The organism is Phaeobacter sp. NW0010-22 (assembly GCF_040365955.1).
GTDB lineage: Bacteria > Pseudomonadota > Alphaproteobacteria > Rhodobacterales > Rhodobacteraceae > OMPR01.
Genome location: NZ_BAABWT010000002.1, coordinates 525045 through 541115 on the forward strand (window position 1 = coordinate 525045; position 16071 = coordinate 541115).

Below are 16071 nucleotides of genomic sequence, written 5' to 3' on the forward strand. Positions count from 1 at the left end.
TGTTTTATGACGGATCCCTACAGGTTTTGCGGTAATAGAGGTTAATGTTTGCTTAATTTAAAATTGAAACGGCTGATTTCGACCTTTGGGCACAGCATTTTCACCGATTTGGGCGTCAATGATGTTGCGAGGCCATACAACCTGAACGATAGCTCCGCGTCGTTCTGATTTCTTTGTGAAAGCTTGATAGGGGTCAGACCCGTTGGCAAAGCTCAGCTCGGCACCGCTTCGTTCTAGCAGTGTCTTAGCAATGAACAGGCCAAGCCCCATGCCTTCGTATTCGGGTCGTGTTTTTCGATCTATGTCGGAGCGGCGTTTGCGTACAAAGGGGTCCCCGATGCGCCCGATCATTTGTGGAGGGTATCCGCGTCCATCATCCATGATGCGAACAAAAATCTGGCTTTCGGTCCATTCCGCATCAACCCAGACGTTTGCGCGGGCGAAATCAACGGCGTTCTGGATTAGATTTCGTAGGCCATGGATGACTTCGGGTTGCCGCAGGATCGAAGGCTGCTGCATATCGCCACCGTCGCCGGGTTTTTCTTCGAAATGCACGAATTTTCCACGATGCATATGCGGCTCTGCAGCTTCGTGAATGACAGTTGAAAGGGGGGCCTGTCGCAGATGCAGATCGTCTTTTCCCGCCCGTCCCATATCCCGCAGAATGTCGCGACACCGGTTTGCTTGTTCTCGGATAAGGGCAGCATCTTCGCGCAGGTCCGGGCGGTCATCCAGCTCTTCTATCAGTTCAGCGCTGGTAAGTTTGATCGTTGCAAGCGGTGTCCCCAGTTCGTGTGCCGCCGCCGCAACAACACCTCCCAAGTCTGTTAGCTTTTGTTCGCGGGCCAAGGCCATATGCGTGGCGGATAGGGCTTCGGACATGGACTGTGTTTCTGTACTGATCCGATGAGAGTATGCACCGAGAAAGACAATAGCGATGATCACAGCCACCCAGTTCCCAAAGACAAAGATGTCCGGAATCCGCATGATGAATCCTTGGTCCGTCTTAAGAGGTAGGTGAAATTCTGCCAGCAAAGTAACAAGAATAATCGCAGCACCGCCAATGATCAGGGTCGATCGTGTACCCATTACGTTCGCGGAAATGGTGACAGGCCCCAGCAAAAGCAAGGCAAAAGGATTGTGCAAACCGCCCGTCAGGTACAACAAGAAAGACAGCTGAAGCAGATCGAACAAAACCATCAGAAAGTTTTCATATTCTGTGAGGCGTTTGTTTTCAGGGAAAATGAAGATCGCCACCAGGTTTGCTACTACAGAAACCCCAATTGCCAGATAGCATAATCCGACCTCGATCTGCATGTTGTAGAGCCACTGGGCGACAGTGATCGCAGTAATCTGTCCGACAATGGCGACCCAACGCAACAAGATGAGCGTCCGTAGGCGAATCCAGCTGCTACGTTCCTTTCCAGGCCAAAGGCTCATGTTGGAATCTGGCATTGGTCACCTATGTCCTGTTGCAACGGCTGGGTATCTTGATAGGTGTCCGCGCGAAAACGATCAACACACTCTTCTCTACGACCAAAGGCCATAATCGTCATGACTCGTACCTATGCAATCCTCGCAGCTATCGCCCTTGCCATTGTCGTGGGTGGAACCTGGTTTTTGACGATGGGGTCCAAATCGGGTGATCAATTTGCCCAGTGTCGCGCAAGTCAGGTTGCTGGCGGTGCCGGTGCTATTGGCGGTTCCTTTGAATTGGTGAATGCCAAAGGTGAAACCGTCACGGACAAAGACGTTATCAAAGAACCGTCACTGGTGTATTTTGGCTATACTTTTTGCCCTGACGTTTGTCCGATGGATACATCGCGTAACGCAGAAGCCGTTGATATTTTGACAGAACGTGGCCAATCCGTCACTCCGGTGTTCATTTCGATCGACCCTGATCGGGACACACCCGAAGTTGTTGGGGAATTCGCTGAAAATCTGCACGAACGGATGATCGCATTGACCGGATCGCCAGAGCAGGTCAAAGCGGCAAGCAAAGCGTATAAAACCTATTACAAAGCCCAAGATAAGAGCGACGAGTTCTATTTGGTTGATCACTCGACCTTTACTTATCTGGTTCTGCCCGAGCAGGGTTTTGTCGAATTTTTCCGCCGGGATGTGACCCCAGAACAGATGGCTGACCAAGTTGGATGCTTTCTGGATAAGATCTGATCTGCGACTGGGCGTTTGACCTTTGCTGAGGCGCTGGTAATACTCGGGCTTAAGCAAACAAGAACCAAAAGCAGCGGAAAGAAAAAGCATGGCAGAGAGCACCCAGCCTGACATCGGACCTGACAAAACGCTGTTGTTAGTTGATGATGACGAACCGTTTCTGCGCCGGTTGGCCAAAGCGATGGAAAAACGCGGGTTCGAAGTTGAAACCGCCTCGTCTGTGGCTGGCGGCCAAGCCATCGCTACAGCGCGGCCTCCGGCCTATGCGGTTGTGGATTTGCGGTTGGAAGATGGCAACGGATTGGATGTCGTCGAAGTCCTGCGTGAAAAGCGCCCAGATAGCCGGGTTGTAGTTTTGACTGGATATGGCGCTATTGCCACAGCGGTTGCAGCGGTCAAGATTGGCGCGACGGACTATTTGTCAAAACCAGCTGATGCCACTGATATTACAAACGCACTGCTGGCCAAGCCGGATGAGTTGCCACCCCCACCTGAAAATCCGATGAGTGCGGATCGTGTCCGTTGGGAACATATCCAGCGTGTGTATGAACTGTGCGACCGAAACGTCAGTGAAACGGCGCGGCGACTGAATATGCACCGGCGAACCCTGCAACGTATTCTGGCGAAACGCAGCCCACGCTAAGGGGATTGCCATGTCAGATGTACTGGGTCTAAATGATCCAAACCTGCGGCCCATGCCCGAAGGTGGTTGGTCGGAAAAAATCATGACTTTGCAGGATGCCAAAGTCATTCCCCCTACGGTCAGCGCGTTTACGCAGCCGGCCGGGGTTTTGCACAGTGACGGCACTTATTGCCCCGAAGGGGCTTTGTGGCGACGGTTTCGACCGATCACGACCGAGCCAGATAACCCCGAGACCGTGACGCAAAAGCTGACTGGGCGATGGTTGTGGGGCGGTGTTCTGTGGGCCCATTTCGGTCATTTTCTGGTTGAAAGCACGTCGCGCATTTGGGCGTTGAATGGGTCCGAAGAGCCGTATGATGGCATTTTGTTCATTCCCAAACGACCACGGGTCGGGGATGCGGTGCGCGGGTTCCAGCGGGCATTTCTGGATCAGATCGCACCGGGATTGCCGATCCATGTGGCAACCGAAGCCACCGAGGTCGAAGAATTGGTAGTGCCGGGGCAGGGGTTTGGTCTGGGGTCCATAACCAACGGAACACAGAAATTCAGGGATGCGATCCACCAGAATTTTGCAACCGACATCAAGCCGGACGGCGCCAGCAAGCTTTATATCTCGCGTTCAGCGCTTGGGTTGGGCAAGGGCGGAATGTTGGGCGAAGAAAAGTTAGAGGATTATCTGCGCGCTGAAGGGTATGATATTTTCTACCCCGAAAAGTACAGCATCGAGACCCAGTTGGCGCGTTACAAGGCGGCAACCCACGTGATTGCAGCGGATGGATCCGCACTGCATTTGTTTGCGATGGTGGGGCGGCCAGATCAAAAAGTCGCGATGATTTTGCGACGCAAAGCGGGTGCGAATAATTTATTGGCGCGCAATGTGGCGCATTTTTGCAATTGCACCCCGATGATCATCGACGCGTTGTATACCGAGTGGGTGCGTGGGACACAGTTGAAATCCAACAGGCTTTCTTTTGGTGAATTGGACCACGAAGTCATAGGTCGAGGATTGGTTGCAGGTGGGTTTGTAGGCACGGACGTGAAGTGGCCACAGGCGACAGATGCAGAACGTGCACAGATGTTCAAAGACAAAGGGCTGGATCAGCGCGGCGATTTTGTTGAATCGCCGGAATATGCACGCGATCGATTGAAAAAGCTGCGCCAAGCCCGTCGGGCGCGTCGGGCCGAACGGGACGCCGTAACTATCGCTGCTGCTCCGTCTGCTGACCCCTCTTAAAGCTGGGTCAGCAGGGTTTCATGCCGGGCTGTATAGGCATTTCGGACCTCGACTGGCGGGCGCAAACGAATATTCAATCCGTCGATAAGAGTCCGGTCAGGTTTACCAAAGAATTTGTTGGCCTCGGCTTCTGAAAAACCGGCAATCTGAATGGCCTCCATCCATGCGCTGATGCGGTCAGCCTTTTTGATCTGTTTTTTGACAGATGCAGGGATCGCAGCGGGCAGACCAAACCGAATGTGAATGGCTGCGGTCAAGCGATCATCAAGCACCCCATAGTCTGGGCCAACGGCGGCCTTTACAGGGGAAATCATATCCCCGATCACATATTCAGGGGCGTCATGCAGCAGTGCAGCAAGGTGCCATTTTGCAGGCGCATTTGGTGATATCCGGCCAAAAAGTTCTTCGACCAACAGGGAATGTTCGGCAACCGAATAGGCAAAATCACCCATGGTTTGGCCATTCCAACGCGCCACAAAGGCTAAACCGTGGGCGATATCTTCGATTTCGATATCAACTGGCGTGGGGTCCAAAAGATCCAATCGACGCCCTGACAGCATCCTTTGCCAAGCTCTTGGTTGTGTTGCCATTCTGCTACGCCCTTTGTTTTGTGCCTCGAAATTGCCACATTCTGAGAGCACCCTGTTTGGCATCCTGATCACACGCTGCCAACGTTTTCTTGAGGGACCGTGGTTTGAAACCCGGCCCTGTGATCCCGATATTAAGTGCTGAGGGGGGCGTGTTAACCCTCCCAGGCATGCCCTCCTCGGATTGAAACCTGTATCGAAAGGAGCTTGTTATGTTCAAGCGTTTGTTGGGATTTGCTCTGACATTTGGCATGGCCGCAACTGCGCCGCCCGCCTTTGCCTCAAGCTGTGGTTTGCGTGACACGGTTGTAGAACAGTTGCAAAAAAAATACGCAGAAGAGCTGACGGTTGGGGGCCTGCAAAAGGTGCGCAACGGTCATTCAGTTATGGAAATCTGGTCGTCTACAGAAAATGGTACATTTACTGTTCTGTTGACCCAAGCCAACGGGATCAGCTGCATTGTTGCGGCGGGTACGGATTTCTTTGAAGCCATCCCGAAAATTGTACCTGAAGGCACTGCGAGTTGAGCCTACGCGTCTCGCTGCATGTGTAGCCGGTTTCTTGTTGGCGGAGTAAATGCGCCCACAAGGCTCTGTTCTGGTCATCTGCGTTGCCACCTGACGCCATGAATGTTAGGGGCTGCAAAAGACTGATTTAACCGGAATGGAGCTTATTATGGCCGGAGACTACATCGTCAAAGACATTTCGCTGGCTGAGTTTGGCCGCAAAGAGCTGGACATCGCTGAAACCGAGATGCCAGGGCTGATGTCACTGCGGGCAGAATATGGTGAAAGCCAGCCCCTGAAGGGGTCGCGTATTGTCGGGTCATTGCACATGACCATTCAGACAGCTGTTCTGATCGAGACGCTGGTTGCGTTGGGTGCTGACGTGCGTTGGGCCTCTTGCAACATCTTTTCGACCCAGGACCACGCGGCTGCAGCGATTGCTGAAAGCGGCACACCTGTGTTCGCGATCAAAGGTCAAACCCTGACCGAGCATTGGGATTACCTCGACAAATCCTTTATGTTCCCTGAGGGCGCGAACTTGATCCTGGATGATGGTGGCGATGCGACGCTGTACGTTCTGTTGGGCGCACGTGTTGAGGCGGGTGAAACTGATCTGATCGAAGTTCCAACTTCGGAAGAAGAAGAAGCGGTATTTGCTCAGATCAAAAAGCGTATGGCTGAAACACCCGGTTGGTTCACCAAAACACGCGAAGCAATTCTGGGCGTGTCCGAAGAAACCACAACTGGCGTTCACCGCTTGTATGAATTGCACAAAAATGGTCAGTTGCCATTCCCTGCGATCAACGTAAACGATTCCGTAACCAAGTCGAAGTTCGACAACAAATACGGCTGTAAAGAATCTCTGGTAGACGGTATTCGCCGCGCTACTGACACCATGATGGCTGGTAAAGTTGCGGTTGTTTGTGGATACGGCGACGTTGGCAAAGGTTCGGCTGCTTCGTTGCGCGGCGCTGGTGCCCGTGTGAAGGTAACCGAAGTTGACCCAATCTGTGCGCTTCAGGCGGCGATGGATGGCTTTGAAGTTGTTATTCTGGAAGAAGAAGTTGGTTCTGCTGACATCTTTATCACCACGACTGGCAACAAAGACGTGATCCGCATCGAGCACATGCGCGAGATGAAGGACATGGCGATCGTTGGCAATATCGGTCACTTTGACAACGAAATTCAGGTCGCAAGCCTGAAAAACCACAAGTGGACCAACATCAAAGAACAGGTCGACATGATCGAGATGCCTTCGGGCAACCGTCTGATTTTGTTGTCCGAAGGCCGTTTGCTGAACCTCGGCAATGCAACAGGTCACCCATCGTTCGTGATGTCTGCTTCGTTCACCAATCAGGTTCTGGCGCAGATCGAGCTGTGGACCAAAGGCGACGAGTACAACAACGACGTTTACATCCTGCCTAAGCATCTGGATGAAAAAGTTGCGCGTCTGCACTTGGAGCGTATTGGTGTTAAATTGTCCAAGCTGGACCCAGAACAGGCGGCTTACATCGGTGTCAGCCCCGAAGGCCCGTTCAAGCCTGAGCACTATCGCTACTAAGCTGTTAGTGATTGAAAGATATGGCGCCGTCGGAGAAATCCGGCGGCGTTTTTCGTTTCAGGTCGCATTGATTGAGCAAAGGTATGCCCGTAGCTATTTATTGGGTTCCCTAGGGTAATGGGGAATGCAGCAAAATTTTCCCTTTGTAGAAGAAATCAGCGGCGTTACGTTACAAGCGCGCAAGAGAACGCTCACTTAATCTGGGAGAATACACGATGGGAAAACGCGACGATCTGATCGCCACATACGCGGATGATTTGAAAAACAAGTGTGGTATGGAACCTGACATGGATTTGTTGACCAAGGTCACAATCGGATGTGGTCCTGCAATCTATAACGCGGATGCGTCGACCGTTGCGTCTAGCCAGGACAGTGAGCTGGAAACTGTCAAAGAAAATTTTCTGATGAAGAAACTGGGTCTTGCCGATGGTCCAGAGCTGATGGAAGCCATCAACAAAGTTGTTGATGTTTATGGGAAATCAGAGCGGAACAAATATCGGGCTGTGGTCTATTACATGCTGACTAAGCATTTTGGAAAAGAAGCCGTCTACGGCTGATCCAAGTTACGACTTAATGTATGAAACACCTGCGATCTTTCGTGGGTGTTTTGCATTTTAGCTTTATCTTCAAGGCTTTGGGTTTGCGTTGGCAAGGCTTTCCAGGCTAGCTATATCACATGACCAGGACGGTCAGGACCTGAAATTCTTAACACGTGTGGTGACTTGGGAGCACGTGGGGTGGGGGAAGGTTCTGCATCGTCAGGACCTTCCCTTTTTAAATTTGGCAGATCTTTGATCTCGACCGGCTGCGCGGCCGGAATTTTCTCTGTGCAGGTGTCAGAGAAACGCATTTAGGCCTAGTTTGGGTTTGTCTTGCCCAAGGCGCAGACGCGCCGCCACTCATCCTCGGTTACCGGTTGCACGGATAAGCGAGAGCTTTTGACCAGTGCCATTTCGGCAAAGCGTTCATCCAGCTTTATTTGCTCTAAGGTGACGGGCGTTTCAAAGCTGCGTACGGCTTTGATATCCACACATTCCCACCGCGGATCGTCAGTTTGACTGTCTTGGTGGGATTCGGCGCAGACCTCGACAATGCCTACGACTGACTTTTCTTTTTGCGAGTGGTAGAAAAACCCGCGATCTCCGAGCTTCATCTCGCGCATGAAGTTGCGAGCTTGATAGTTGCGCACGCCATCCCACTCTTCGCCAACCTCACCTTTGGCGACCTGATCATTCCAGCTCCAGGTGGACGGCTCGGATTTGAACAGCCAATATGCCATCAGATCACCTTTTTCCACGGGATCAGTTCGACGGACTCAAACAGGCCTGCTTTGGCATAAGGGTCGTTGTCGGCCCACGATTGTGCGGCAGCCATGTCATCCACATCCAAAATCACCAGCGAGCCGATCATATCGTCGCCATCCAACAAAGGACCAGCCTGCGACACAACTCCGGTAGATTTGAGGTAGTCTACATGCGCGGGGCGATTGTCGAGACGGGTTTGCAAGGCACCGGCTTTGTCACGTGCGATGAGGGCAATCAGCATATCATTCTTCCTTTAGAGGGCGTGCCAACAGTTGAGCCATGGCATCGGTCAGGGTCAAGGTCTGGTCGAGCAGATCCGTCACCGATTGGGTAATCGGCATATCCAGTTTCATTGCCTGCGCTTTGGCGGCGACGGCGCGCGCGGTGGCGGCCCCTTCGACCGTGATCGAGGGATCAAACTGTTCGCCCCGTCCAATCGACAGGCCAAGGCGGTAATTGCGCGATTGCTCGGAGGTGCATGTCAGAGCAAGGTCGCCAAAACCACTGAGCCCAGCCATGGTTTCGGGTTGCGCACCCAACGCAAGCGCCATGCGCTGCATTTCGGCATATCCACGAGTCATCAGGGCGGCGCGCGCGCTGTCCCCTAGGCCCGCGCCCATGACAGCCCCGCAAGCAATCGCCATCACGTTTTTCAATGCGCCACCCAGTTCTGCACCGGCTGTATCCGTGGTGCGATAGAGACGCAGATTGGCGGTGGTCAATTCCTGTTGCAGGGTCGCGCTTTGATTGGCGTCTGCACAGGCCAATGTCAGGGCGGTGGGCAATCCACGCGCGATATCATGGGCAAAACTAGGCCCGGTCAAAAGAGCGGGGATCGCCGAAGGCAAGGTTTCTGAAATCACCGCTATTGGGCCCAGCCCGGTGTTCAACTCCATCCCTTTGCAACAGGCAACCAAGGTATGACTCGCAAGCAGGTCGGCATGGTCTTGCAAGGCCGTGCGCAGTTTTTGCATCGGGATTGCCAGCAAAATGATCCGAGCTTGTGTCGCGATTTCGAGAGAGTGGGTAACGGTCAAGGTCTCAGGCAGTGCAACACCGGGCAGACGCATGGCGTTTTCCCGGTCTGTTTCCATCCGGGTGGCTTGTTCTGCCGAGCGCGCCCATAGGGTTACGGGTCCGTTTCCGGCCAGAGAAATCGCCAATGCCGTGCCAAATGCGCCTGACCCAAGTACAGCTACGGTCATGCTTTGGCGCCCTTTTTACCGCTGCCCAACATGGCCGGACTGGTTTTATCCAGCGGCCAACGCGGGCGGGCGGTTAAATCCAAGCCGTCCTGGTCGCCAGCGCGGAACCTCTCTAGCCCTGCGTAGGCGATCATGGCAGCATTGTCAGTGCACAGGGCAAGGGGGGGCGCGCAAAACGCGGCGCCTTGTTCGGCACAAACGGCCATCAAAGCCGTGCGAATGGGGGTATTGGCCGCAACCCCACCAGCGACAGCAACCGTTGGCTGGTTTGGGTTTTGCTCCATATAGATCCGCAATGCGCGCCGGGTTTTTTCAGCTAGCGTATCGACGATTGCTTGTTGGAACCCTGCGCAGAGGTCGGCGCGGTCCTGACGGGTTAGTCCGCCTTTTTCAGCAACCACGTGATCCCGCATGCGCATCAAAGCGGTTTTGAGCCCGGAAAAGGACAAGTCGCAGTCGGGGCGATCCAATAGGGGGCGCGGAAACCGATAGCGTTTTGGGTCTCCATTGCGAGCTTCGGCTTCGACCGAAGGGCCGCCGGGTTGGGACAACCCCAACAGACGTGCGGTTTTGTCAAAAGCCTCGCCCGGGGCATCGTCGATGGTACCGCCCAGGCGGGTAAATTCCTGTGGGCCACTTGCGATCAGGTACTGGCAGTGGCCGCCTGACACCAAGAGCATGAGATAGGGATAGGTAATCTGATCCGTCAAACGTGGGGTTAACGCATGTCCTGCCAGATGGTTTACACCGATCAGGGGAATACCGGTCGCTGCGCTGATCCCTTTGGCGCACATGACGCCGGATATGACGCCGCCAACAAGACCCGGACCTGCGGTGACCGCTATGGCGTCAATTTTGCACAAAGGCATTTCAGCCTCGTGCAATGCCCTTTCTACGCAGATATCGAGCTTTTCGGCATGCGCACGCGCGGCAATTTCCGGCACCACACCGCCAAAGGCGCTGTGCAATTCGGTCTGACCAAAGACCACTGAGGATAGGATTTCAGGCGCTGATCCGAGTGTGTGTCGCACCACGGCAGCGGCCGTGTCATCGCAGCTGCTTTCCAGCCCTAGAATGGTCAAAGTGTCCGACATTGTTCTCAACCGTTGCATCCAAGCCCGACTGCGGGGTATCACCCCCTTGCTTGGCAAACAATCCCGGGGCTGGAGGCAATCGAAGCATGCGTCTTTTGATGACTCGCCCGCGTGCAGCGTCACACCGGTTTGTTGCCCAGCTAAGCCCAGAGCTGCAAGAGACTTTGGAGGTCATTTGTTCCCCGTTGCTCGACATCCAACCCACCGGGACTGCAATTGATCTGACCGGCGTTCGGGGCCTTATTTTCACCTCGTCAAATGGTGTTAATATCGCTGCGCGACAGGTTGAGGACCGCGAGTTGCCGGTTTTCTGCGTGGGGGCTGCGACAACCGAGATGGCACACCGGGCTGGCTGGCAGGCGACAAACGCGGGTGAAACATCAGAGGCCTTGATTGGGGCATTGTTACAGCGCCGGCCGGAAAGCCCGCTGTTACATTTGCGGGGGGAACATGTGCGTGGAAATATCGCGCAAACGTTGACGCAATTGGGTTTGTCCGTACGGGATCAGGCGATCTATGACCAACGCTTGCTAGAGTTCTCGCCAGAGGCGCGGGCGGCTTTGGATGGCGTTGCGCCTGTTATCGCTCCACTTTTTTCGCCACGCACCGCGCGACAATTTGCCGACCTTGGGGCGGGAAATGCCCCGATCTGGTTTGCGGCGTTAAGTGATGCGGTAGCCAAGCCTCTGGAAACAATTAGTTTTCAAGATCTAAGGATTGCCAAACGACCGGAATCCGATGCGATGTGTAAAACAGTTGAAAAGCTTGTGAAGCAGGTCAATCGGCTTGAGGGGCAGAGAGGCGCGCTCTAGTGTTTGAGCGCGTCTTGCATTTCAGTATTTCAGAATCAAAGGGGATAGCACGGTGGCAAATAAGAAGAATACAGATCTGGAAACAGATGCAGATGCCAAGCAGGACGTGCCTGAAACTGATGTCTCAGATGCTGAAAATGTAGTGACAAACGAGGATCGACCGGATCTTCAAGACGAAGCACAGGATGCTGCGGAGTCCGAGTCACCCGTTGACGGCGATAGCGAGCAAGGCGCAGCACCTTCCGAAGCCGAAGCCGAAGCCGAAGCCGAAGCCGAAGCTGTGGAGGTTGTTGAAGAGGCGACGCCAGTTGTCGCGCCTTTCGAAGAGAAAGTCATCGAACGCACCATCGAAAAGCGTGGCGGTTTTGTACCCGCTTTGATTGGTGGCGTGGTTGCTGCGGCGATTGGATTTATCGCAGGCCGAACCGAAGTGGTGGATTCATTTTTGCCTGCGGGACTGCAATCCGGTGGAAATGCTGCGATTGTTCAAGAGGTGCAGGCTAAGCTTGCTGAGCAGGGCAAAAGCCTAGCTGATCTGCAGGGATCGGTGAGTGCCATTGTGGTGCCGGACGTTTCGGCGCTGACGGCAGAGATTTCAGGATTGTCGGGACAAATAGAACCCGTGACAGGCGCGTTGGAGACTGTGGTATTGCGCATGGATGCGCTTGAACAACAGGTTGCGCCGCTGGCCGCCAGACTTACCGAGCTTGAAGCGCGTCCAATCACCGAGGGCCTGTCAGATACGGCTGTTGCGGCCTATGAGGGTGAGCTTGCAAAACTGAAAGCAAGCTTGGCAACACAGCGTGCCGAAGTTGAAGCGATGATCGCTGATGCCCGCGCGCTGGAAGCCAAAGCTGTGGCAGATGGGCAAGCGGCGACCAACCGTGCCAATGCCTCGCAACTGCGCAACCAACTGGACACCGGTGCGCCTTATAATAGCGTAGTCGCGGCTTTGATTGCTGGTGGCGTAGACGTTCCCGATACCTTGTCGGCACTCGCAGCGGAAGGGGTCGTGACGGTAACGGCATTGCGCGAGGCGTTTCCAGCTGCGGCGCGTTCTGCATTGGCAGATGCGCGCCAGGCCAACAAAGGAACAGGACAGGGTTTGATGGCCTTTTTACACCGTCAGACGGGCGCCCGGTCTACGGAACCACGCGAAGGGACAGATGCTGATGCGGTGCTCTCCCGTGCCGAAGCCGCGCTGGTCGCCGGTGATCTTGATAAAACACTTGAAGAAATTTCCGCGCTGCCCGAAACGGCGCAGGGGGCATTGGCCGACTGGGTCAGCGTAGCCCGTACCCGGCAGGCGGCCCTTGCAGCCGCAGATGCGCTTGCCCAAAGCCTGAACTCGAACTGAAGGACCTGCTATGCTGTGGTCACTGCTTAAGATCCTTGTATTTGTTGCAATCGTAGGCCTTTTGGCTCTTGGCGCCGGTTTCCTGATGGAAGCCAGCGGCGGGGTTCAGATTGCTGTCGCGGGAACGGAATATACGCTTGGTCCGCTTCAATCCGTGATTGGCTTTCTGGTGCTGGTCGGCTCTGTTTGGTTGTTCTTCAAACTGCTGCGACTTCTGATCGCGACGCTGAAATTCCTGAATGGAGATGAAACGGCCCTGTCGCGGTATTTTGACCGTGGCCGCGAACAGCGGGGTTATCAGGCCTTGTCTGACGGGTTGATGGCGCTTGCCTCTGGCGAAGGGCGCGTTGCAATGACCAAGGCGCAAAAGGCTGAAAAGCTGCTTCAAAACCCTGACCTGACGACCCTATTGGTGGCGCAAGCTGCTGAAATGACGGGCGATACCCGCAAGGCGGCTGATGCGTACAAAAAGTTGGTCAGCAACAATTCGACCCGCTTTGTTGGCGTGCGTGGGATTATGAAGCAAAAGCTGGCTGACGGTGACGATGAAACGGCGCTGAAACTGGCGGAAAAAGCGTTGGCGATAAAGCCTCGCCATGAAGAGGTTCAAGACGTTTTGCTGGGCTTGCAGACAAAGTCGCAAGACTGGTCTGGCGCGCGGTCCACTTTGACGGCCAAACTGAAATCCGGGAGCTTGCCGCGTGATGTTTACAAGCGGCGTGATGCTGTTTTGGCTCTGTCTGCAGCCAAAGATATCCTGAATGAAGATGGATCGATTGAGCAACAAGAGCGCGCGATCGAGGCCAACAAGCTGTCACCGGATCTGGTGCCCGCTGCGGCCATGGCTGCACGGGCTTACATCGCCAAAGGACAAGCCCGCAGTGCCACGCGCCTGATCAAAAAGGCGTGGGATGTTGCACCTCACCCCGATCTTGCGCACGCTTTCGCTGAAATTGAACCCAACGAGAGCCCGCAGGCCCGGATCAAACGCTTCTCTGCTTTGGTTCGTGTCCATCCTCAGCACGCGGAAACGCGGTTGTTGATGGCCGAGTTGAACATTGTGGCCGAGGATTTCCCCGAAGCCCGTCGTTCACTGGGTGATCTGGCTGAAAAGAATGGCGATGCCCGTGCCTATACCTTGATGGCTGCCATCGAGCGCGGCGAAGGGTCGTCAGATGCCGTTGTGCAGGGGTGGTTGGCCAAAGCGCTGACCGCGCCGCGTGGTCCGCAGTGGGTGTGTGACAACTGTCATCACATTCATGCTGAATGGGCGCCAGTTTGCGAAAACTGTGGCACGTTCGATCGTCTCAGCTGGAGCACGCCGAACACACCCGAGATGTCGTCGGCAACAGGGGCGCATATGTTGCCGCTGATTTTGGGCGCAATCGAGGATAAATCGCAGGACGCGCCAATCGACGTGCCGGAAGAGGTCGAAGTTGAAGTCGTCGACGCCGAAGTGGTTGCTGACGATGCCGTGCAGACGGAAACAGAAGAGCCTGTTGCCGAAGACGCACGCAGATAGTGACAATCAGCTGTCGCGGGTTTTAGGCCTGCGGCAGCTACTATGTTTCGCTTGTTGCGACGGGGCCAGTGCGATGCTGGTCTCCGGATCAGCCAGGTTTCCAGCATACAACAAGTATGCGCGCATTTTCCGGACTGGCTGACACATAAAGGTGCTCCAATGCGGAATCAAAATACAAGCTGTCCCCGGGGGTCAGCCGCACAGGGTCACGCCCTTTGATGCACACATCCAGCACACCGCTGAGCAGATATAGAAACTCTTCGCCCGGGTGGGTTACATATTCGCGAAAATCTTTGATTTCGTGCGCTTTGATTTCACCCGTCATTGGCACCATATGTTTGCCGGTCATTTCTGTCGCCAACATCTCGTAAACATATGTTTCGGTTTCGTGAATCTTGGTTTCGCCTGACTTGGTCAGGGTGGCGCTGCCGGCTTTGAACCCTTTGGTGTCAGGGGTAAAAAGATCCCCGACGTCCATGCCAAGCCCCTGCGCCAGTCGCATGAACCGATCATAAGTCAGCGAAATCGCTCCGCGCTCCATTTTGGAGATCGTGGAAACCGCAAGCCCGGTCCGGTCCGCAAGATCTTGGAGCTTCCAGCCACGGGCTTTTCGGATGTCTCGGACTCGTGCGCCTAGATCTGCCTGCGTTGCGGTCGCAGATGGGGCAAGGTCGGGGGATAATTTTTCTGCGGTCATTTTCCGATACGAAAACTCTTTCTTTTTTCCGATACGAAAATTTGCTAACACCTGAGCCATCACAAATCAACAAACGCAGATCACTTTGAAACGAGATGGGTGAATAATGACAAAGGTATTTGAGTATGCCGTTATCGGCGCGGGCATTGCTGGGGCATCTGTTGCGGCGGAACTGGCTGGGGATGCGTCTGTGGTCTTGGTCGAAATGGAATCCCAGCCCGGATATCATACCACAGGTCGGTCTGCTGCGATGTTTGCGCCTGGTTATGGCCCTCAACCGGTGCGAGCGTTAACCCGCGCCTCTGCTGATTTCTTTTGTTCCCCTCCCGAGGGGTTTTCCGAGGTCGATCTGCTCTCTCCGCGTGATGTCATAATGGTGGCACGGTCGGACCAAACAGACGCGCTTGATGATTTGATCGCTGAATTGGCTTCCGAAGCGGCAGTTGAGCGCATTGATGCTCAGGATCTGAGGGATCGTCACCCGTTGTTCCGCGCAGGTTATGCTGAGGCTGGGATGCTGGATCGTGGCGGGAGCGAGATTGACGTCAATGCTCTGCATCAGGGGTATTTGAACCAGTTCCGCCAGCGAAACGGGCAATTGCACACCAAATTCGAGAGTTCGGATTTGACCTTTGACGGAAAGGTTTGGCACCTTACTGCAGGTACAGAGGTAATTCGCGCAGCTAAAGTCATCAATGCTGCTGGGGCTTGGGCGGATGAAGTGGGCCAAAAAGCAGGGGCAGAGCGGATTGGCCTTGTTCCTATGCGACGTACAGCGTTGACCGTCGAAGCCCCTGAAGGTGTGGATATCGACGCCCTACCCCTTGTCGTTGATATCGACGAAGAGTTTTACATGAAACCCGAAGCAGGGCGCTTGCTGATCTCGCCTGCGAACGAAGACCCGATGGCCCCATGTGATGCACAGCCAGAAGAGTTGGATATTGCATTTTGTATTGATCGGATCGAACGGGCCTTTGATATTCAGGTTCAGAGGATCAAGACTAAATGGGCAGGATTGCGCAGTTTTGTACCGGATAAATCTCCTGTGGTTGGGTTCTCAGTGAAAGCCCCTCATTTCTTCTGGTTAGCTGGGCAGGGGGGATATGGCATCCAAACAGCGCCTGCCTTGGCGCGTTGCGCGGCAGCTCTGATCAGTGGTCATCCAGTGCCACAGGATATTCTGAAGGAGGACCTAGACCTGAGTTCTCTCTCACCGAAGCGGCTAGTCACTTCTGCCAAATAACCTAGTAAACAGGATCCTGTTTCAGCCCCTAAGAGAATAGGGTCTGCCAGCATGCGCAAATGATGAAATTGGTGAGAATCTGATTTTCTTGGGGCAAAATGTGAATCATTGGCTCTGAGTCGCCAGCGCCT

General features: G+C 54.4%; 17 protein-coding genes. 10 read left to right on the forward strand and 7 right to left on the reverse strand.

Translation table 11 applies throughout. The annotated features are described in order from the left end of the window. Nucleotides 1–57 precede the first annotated feature (57 nt). The gene (regB, locus tag ABWV33_RS06815) at nt 58–1455 is read right to left on the reverse strand and encodes a sensor histidine kinase RegB (RefSeq protein ID WP_113823799.1); all 1398 of its coding nucleotides are present in this window, start codon (nt 1453–1455) and stop codon (nt 58–60) included. A 99-nt stretch (nt 1456–1554) separates the two neighbouring features. Between regB and ABWV33_RS06820 the strand changes: the two genes are divergently transcribed. From ABWV33_RS06820 to ABWV33_RS06830, 3 genes are all read left to right on the forward strand, one after another. Continuing rightward, nucleotides 1555–2175 carry an SCO family protein gene (locus ABWV33_RS06820; RefSeq protein ID WP_113823798.1) on the forward strand — a complete coding sequence of 207 codons (621 nt, stop codon included), beginning with the start codon at nt 1555–1557 and terminating at the stop codon, nt 2173–2175. 88 nt (nt 2176–2263) lie between these two features. Then, nucleotides 2264–2818, forward strand: coding sequence for an ActR/PrrA/RegA family redox response regulator transcription factor (locus ABWV33_RS06825; protein WP_113823797.1), 555 nt, complete (start codon nt 2264–2266; stop codon nt 2816–2818). 10 nt (nt 2819–2828) lie between these two features. Next, a complete protein-coding gene (locus ABWV33_RS06830; protein WP_353329583.1) occupies nt 2829–4052 on the forward strand; it encodes a glycosyltransferase family 61 protein in 1224 nt (407 codons plus the stop codon). Here ABWV33_RS06830 and ABWV33_RS06835 read toward each other — a convergent pair. Continuing rightward, the gene (locus tag ABWV33_RS06835) at nt 4049–4642 is read right to left on the reverse strand and encodes an HD domain-containing protein (protein ID WP_353329585.1); all 594 of its coding nucleotides are present in this window, start codon (nt 4640–4642) and stop codon (nt 4049–4051) included. The genes ABWV33_RS06830 and ABWV33_RS06835 overlap by 4 nt on opposite strands. Before the next feature lie 209 nt (nt 4643–4851). On the opposite strand from ABWV33_RS06835, the gene ABWV33_RS06840 reads away from it, so the two are divergent. The 3 genes from ABWV33_RS06840 to ABWV33_RS06850 all read left to right on the forward strand — a co-directional run bounded on the left by ABWV33_RS06840 (nt 4852) and on the right by ABWV33_RS06850 (nt 7263). Continuing rightward, nucleotides 4852–5166: a hypothetical protein gene (locus ABWV33_RS06840; RefSeq protein WP_353329587.1), complete on the forward strand. Its 315-nt coding sequence runs from the start codon at nt 4852–4854 to the stop codon at nt 5164–5166. 148 nt (nt 5167–5314) lie between these two features. Continuing rightward, nucleotides 5315–6706, forward strand: coding sequence for an adenosylhomocysteinase (gene ahcY / locus ABWV33_RS06845; RefSeq protein ID WP_113823793.1), 1392 nt, complete (start codon nt 5315–5317; stop codon nt 6704–6706). A 215-nt stretch (nt 6707–6921) separates the two neighbouring features. Then, nucleotides 6922–7263: a DUF2853 family protein gene (locus ABWV33_RS06850; RefSeq protein WP_113823792.1), complete on the forward strand. Its 342-nt coding sequence runs from the start codon at nt 6922–6924 to the stop codon at nt 7261–7263. Nucleotides 7264–7562: 299 nt separating this feature from the next. Here the strand turns inward: ABWV33_RS06850 and ABWV33_RS06855 are convergent, their stop codons facing one another. The 4 genes from ABWV33_RS06855 to tsaD are packed head-to-tail and all read right to left on the reverse strand — an operon-like array spanning nt 7563 to nt 10309. Beyond that, on the reverse strand, nt 7563–7985 hold the full coding sequence (locus ABWV33_RS06855) for an EVE domain-containing protein (protein ID WP_164620356.1): 423 nt from the start codon (nt 7983–7985) through the stop codon (nt 7563–7565). After that, the gene (locus tag ABWV33_RS06860; protein WP_113823790.1) at nt 7985–8251 is read right to left on the reverse strand and encodes a YciI family protein; all 267 of its coding nucleotides are present in this window, start codon (nt 8249–8251) and stop codon (nt 7985–7987) included. The genes ABWV33_RS06855 and ABWV33_RS06860 overlap by 1 nt, the downstream gene beginning before the upstream one ends. Nucleotide 8252: 1 nt before the next feature. Further along, nucleotides 8253–9215, reverse strand: coding sequence for an NAD(P)H-dependent glycerol-3-phosphate dehydrogenase (locus ABWV33_RS06865; protein ID WP_353329590.1), 963 nt, complete (start codon nt 9213–9215; stop codon nt 8253–8255). After that, nucleotides 9212–10309, reverse strand: a complete 1098-nt coding sequence (tsaD, locus tag ABWV33_RS06870; protein WP_353329592.1) for a tRNA (adenosine(37)-N6)-threonylcarbamoyltransferase complex transferase subunit TsaD — start codon at nt 10307–10309, stop codon at nt 9212–9214. Before tsaD ends, ABWV33_RS06865 begins: the two co-directional genes overlap by 4 nt. Before the next feature lie 86 nt (nt 10310–10395). Here tsaD and ABWV33_RS06875 point away from each other — a divergent pair, with 86 nt between their 5' ends. The 3 genes from ABWV33_RS06875 to ABWV33_RS06885 are packed head-to-tail and all read left to right on the forward strand — an operon-like array spanning nt 10396 to nt 14000. After that, entirely contained in the window at nt 10396–11121 is a 726-nt protein-coding gene (locus ABWV33_RS06875; protein ID WP_353329594.1) for a uroporphyrinogen-III synthase, read from the forward strand. 52 nt (nt 11122–11173) lie between these two features. Further along, complete coding sequence (locus ABWV33_RS06880; protein WP_353329596.1) at nt 11174–12478, forward strand: COG4223 family protein; 1305 nt, start codon at nt 11174–11176, stop codon at nt 12476–12478. A gap of 10 nt (nt 12479–12488) precedes the next feature. Beyond that, nucleotides 12489–14000, forward strand: a complete 1512-nt coding sequence (locus ABWV33_RS06885; protein ID WP_353329598.1) for a heme biosynthesis protein HemY — start codon at nt 12489–12491, stop codon at nt 13998–14000. An 88-nt stretch (nt 14001–14088) separates the two neighbouring features. Here the strand turns inward: ABWV33_RS06885 and ABWV33_RS06890 are convergent, their stop codons facing one another. Continuing rightward, nucleotides 14089–14697 carry a helix-turn-helix domain-containing protein gene (locus ABWV33_RS06890; RefSeq protein WP_353329600.1) on the reverse strand — a complete coding sequence of 203 codons (609 nt, stop codon included), beginning with the start codon at nt 14695–14697 and terminating at the stop codon, nt 14089–14091. 106 nt (nt 14698–14803) lie between these two features. On the opposite strand from ABWV33_RS06890, the gene ABWV33_RS06895 reads away from it, so the two are divergent. Beyond that, nucleotides 14804–15940, forward strand: a complete 1137-nt coding sequence (locus ABWV33_RS06895) for an NAD(P)/FAD-dependent oxidoreductase (RefSeq protein ID WP_353329602.1) — start codon at nt 14804–14806, stop codon at nt 15938–15940. Nucleotides 15941–16071: the final 131 nt, after the last annotated feature.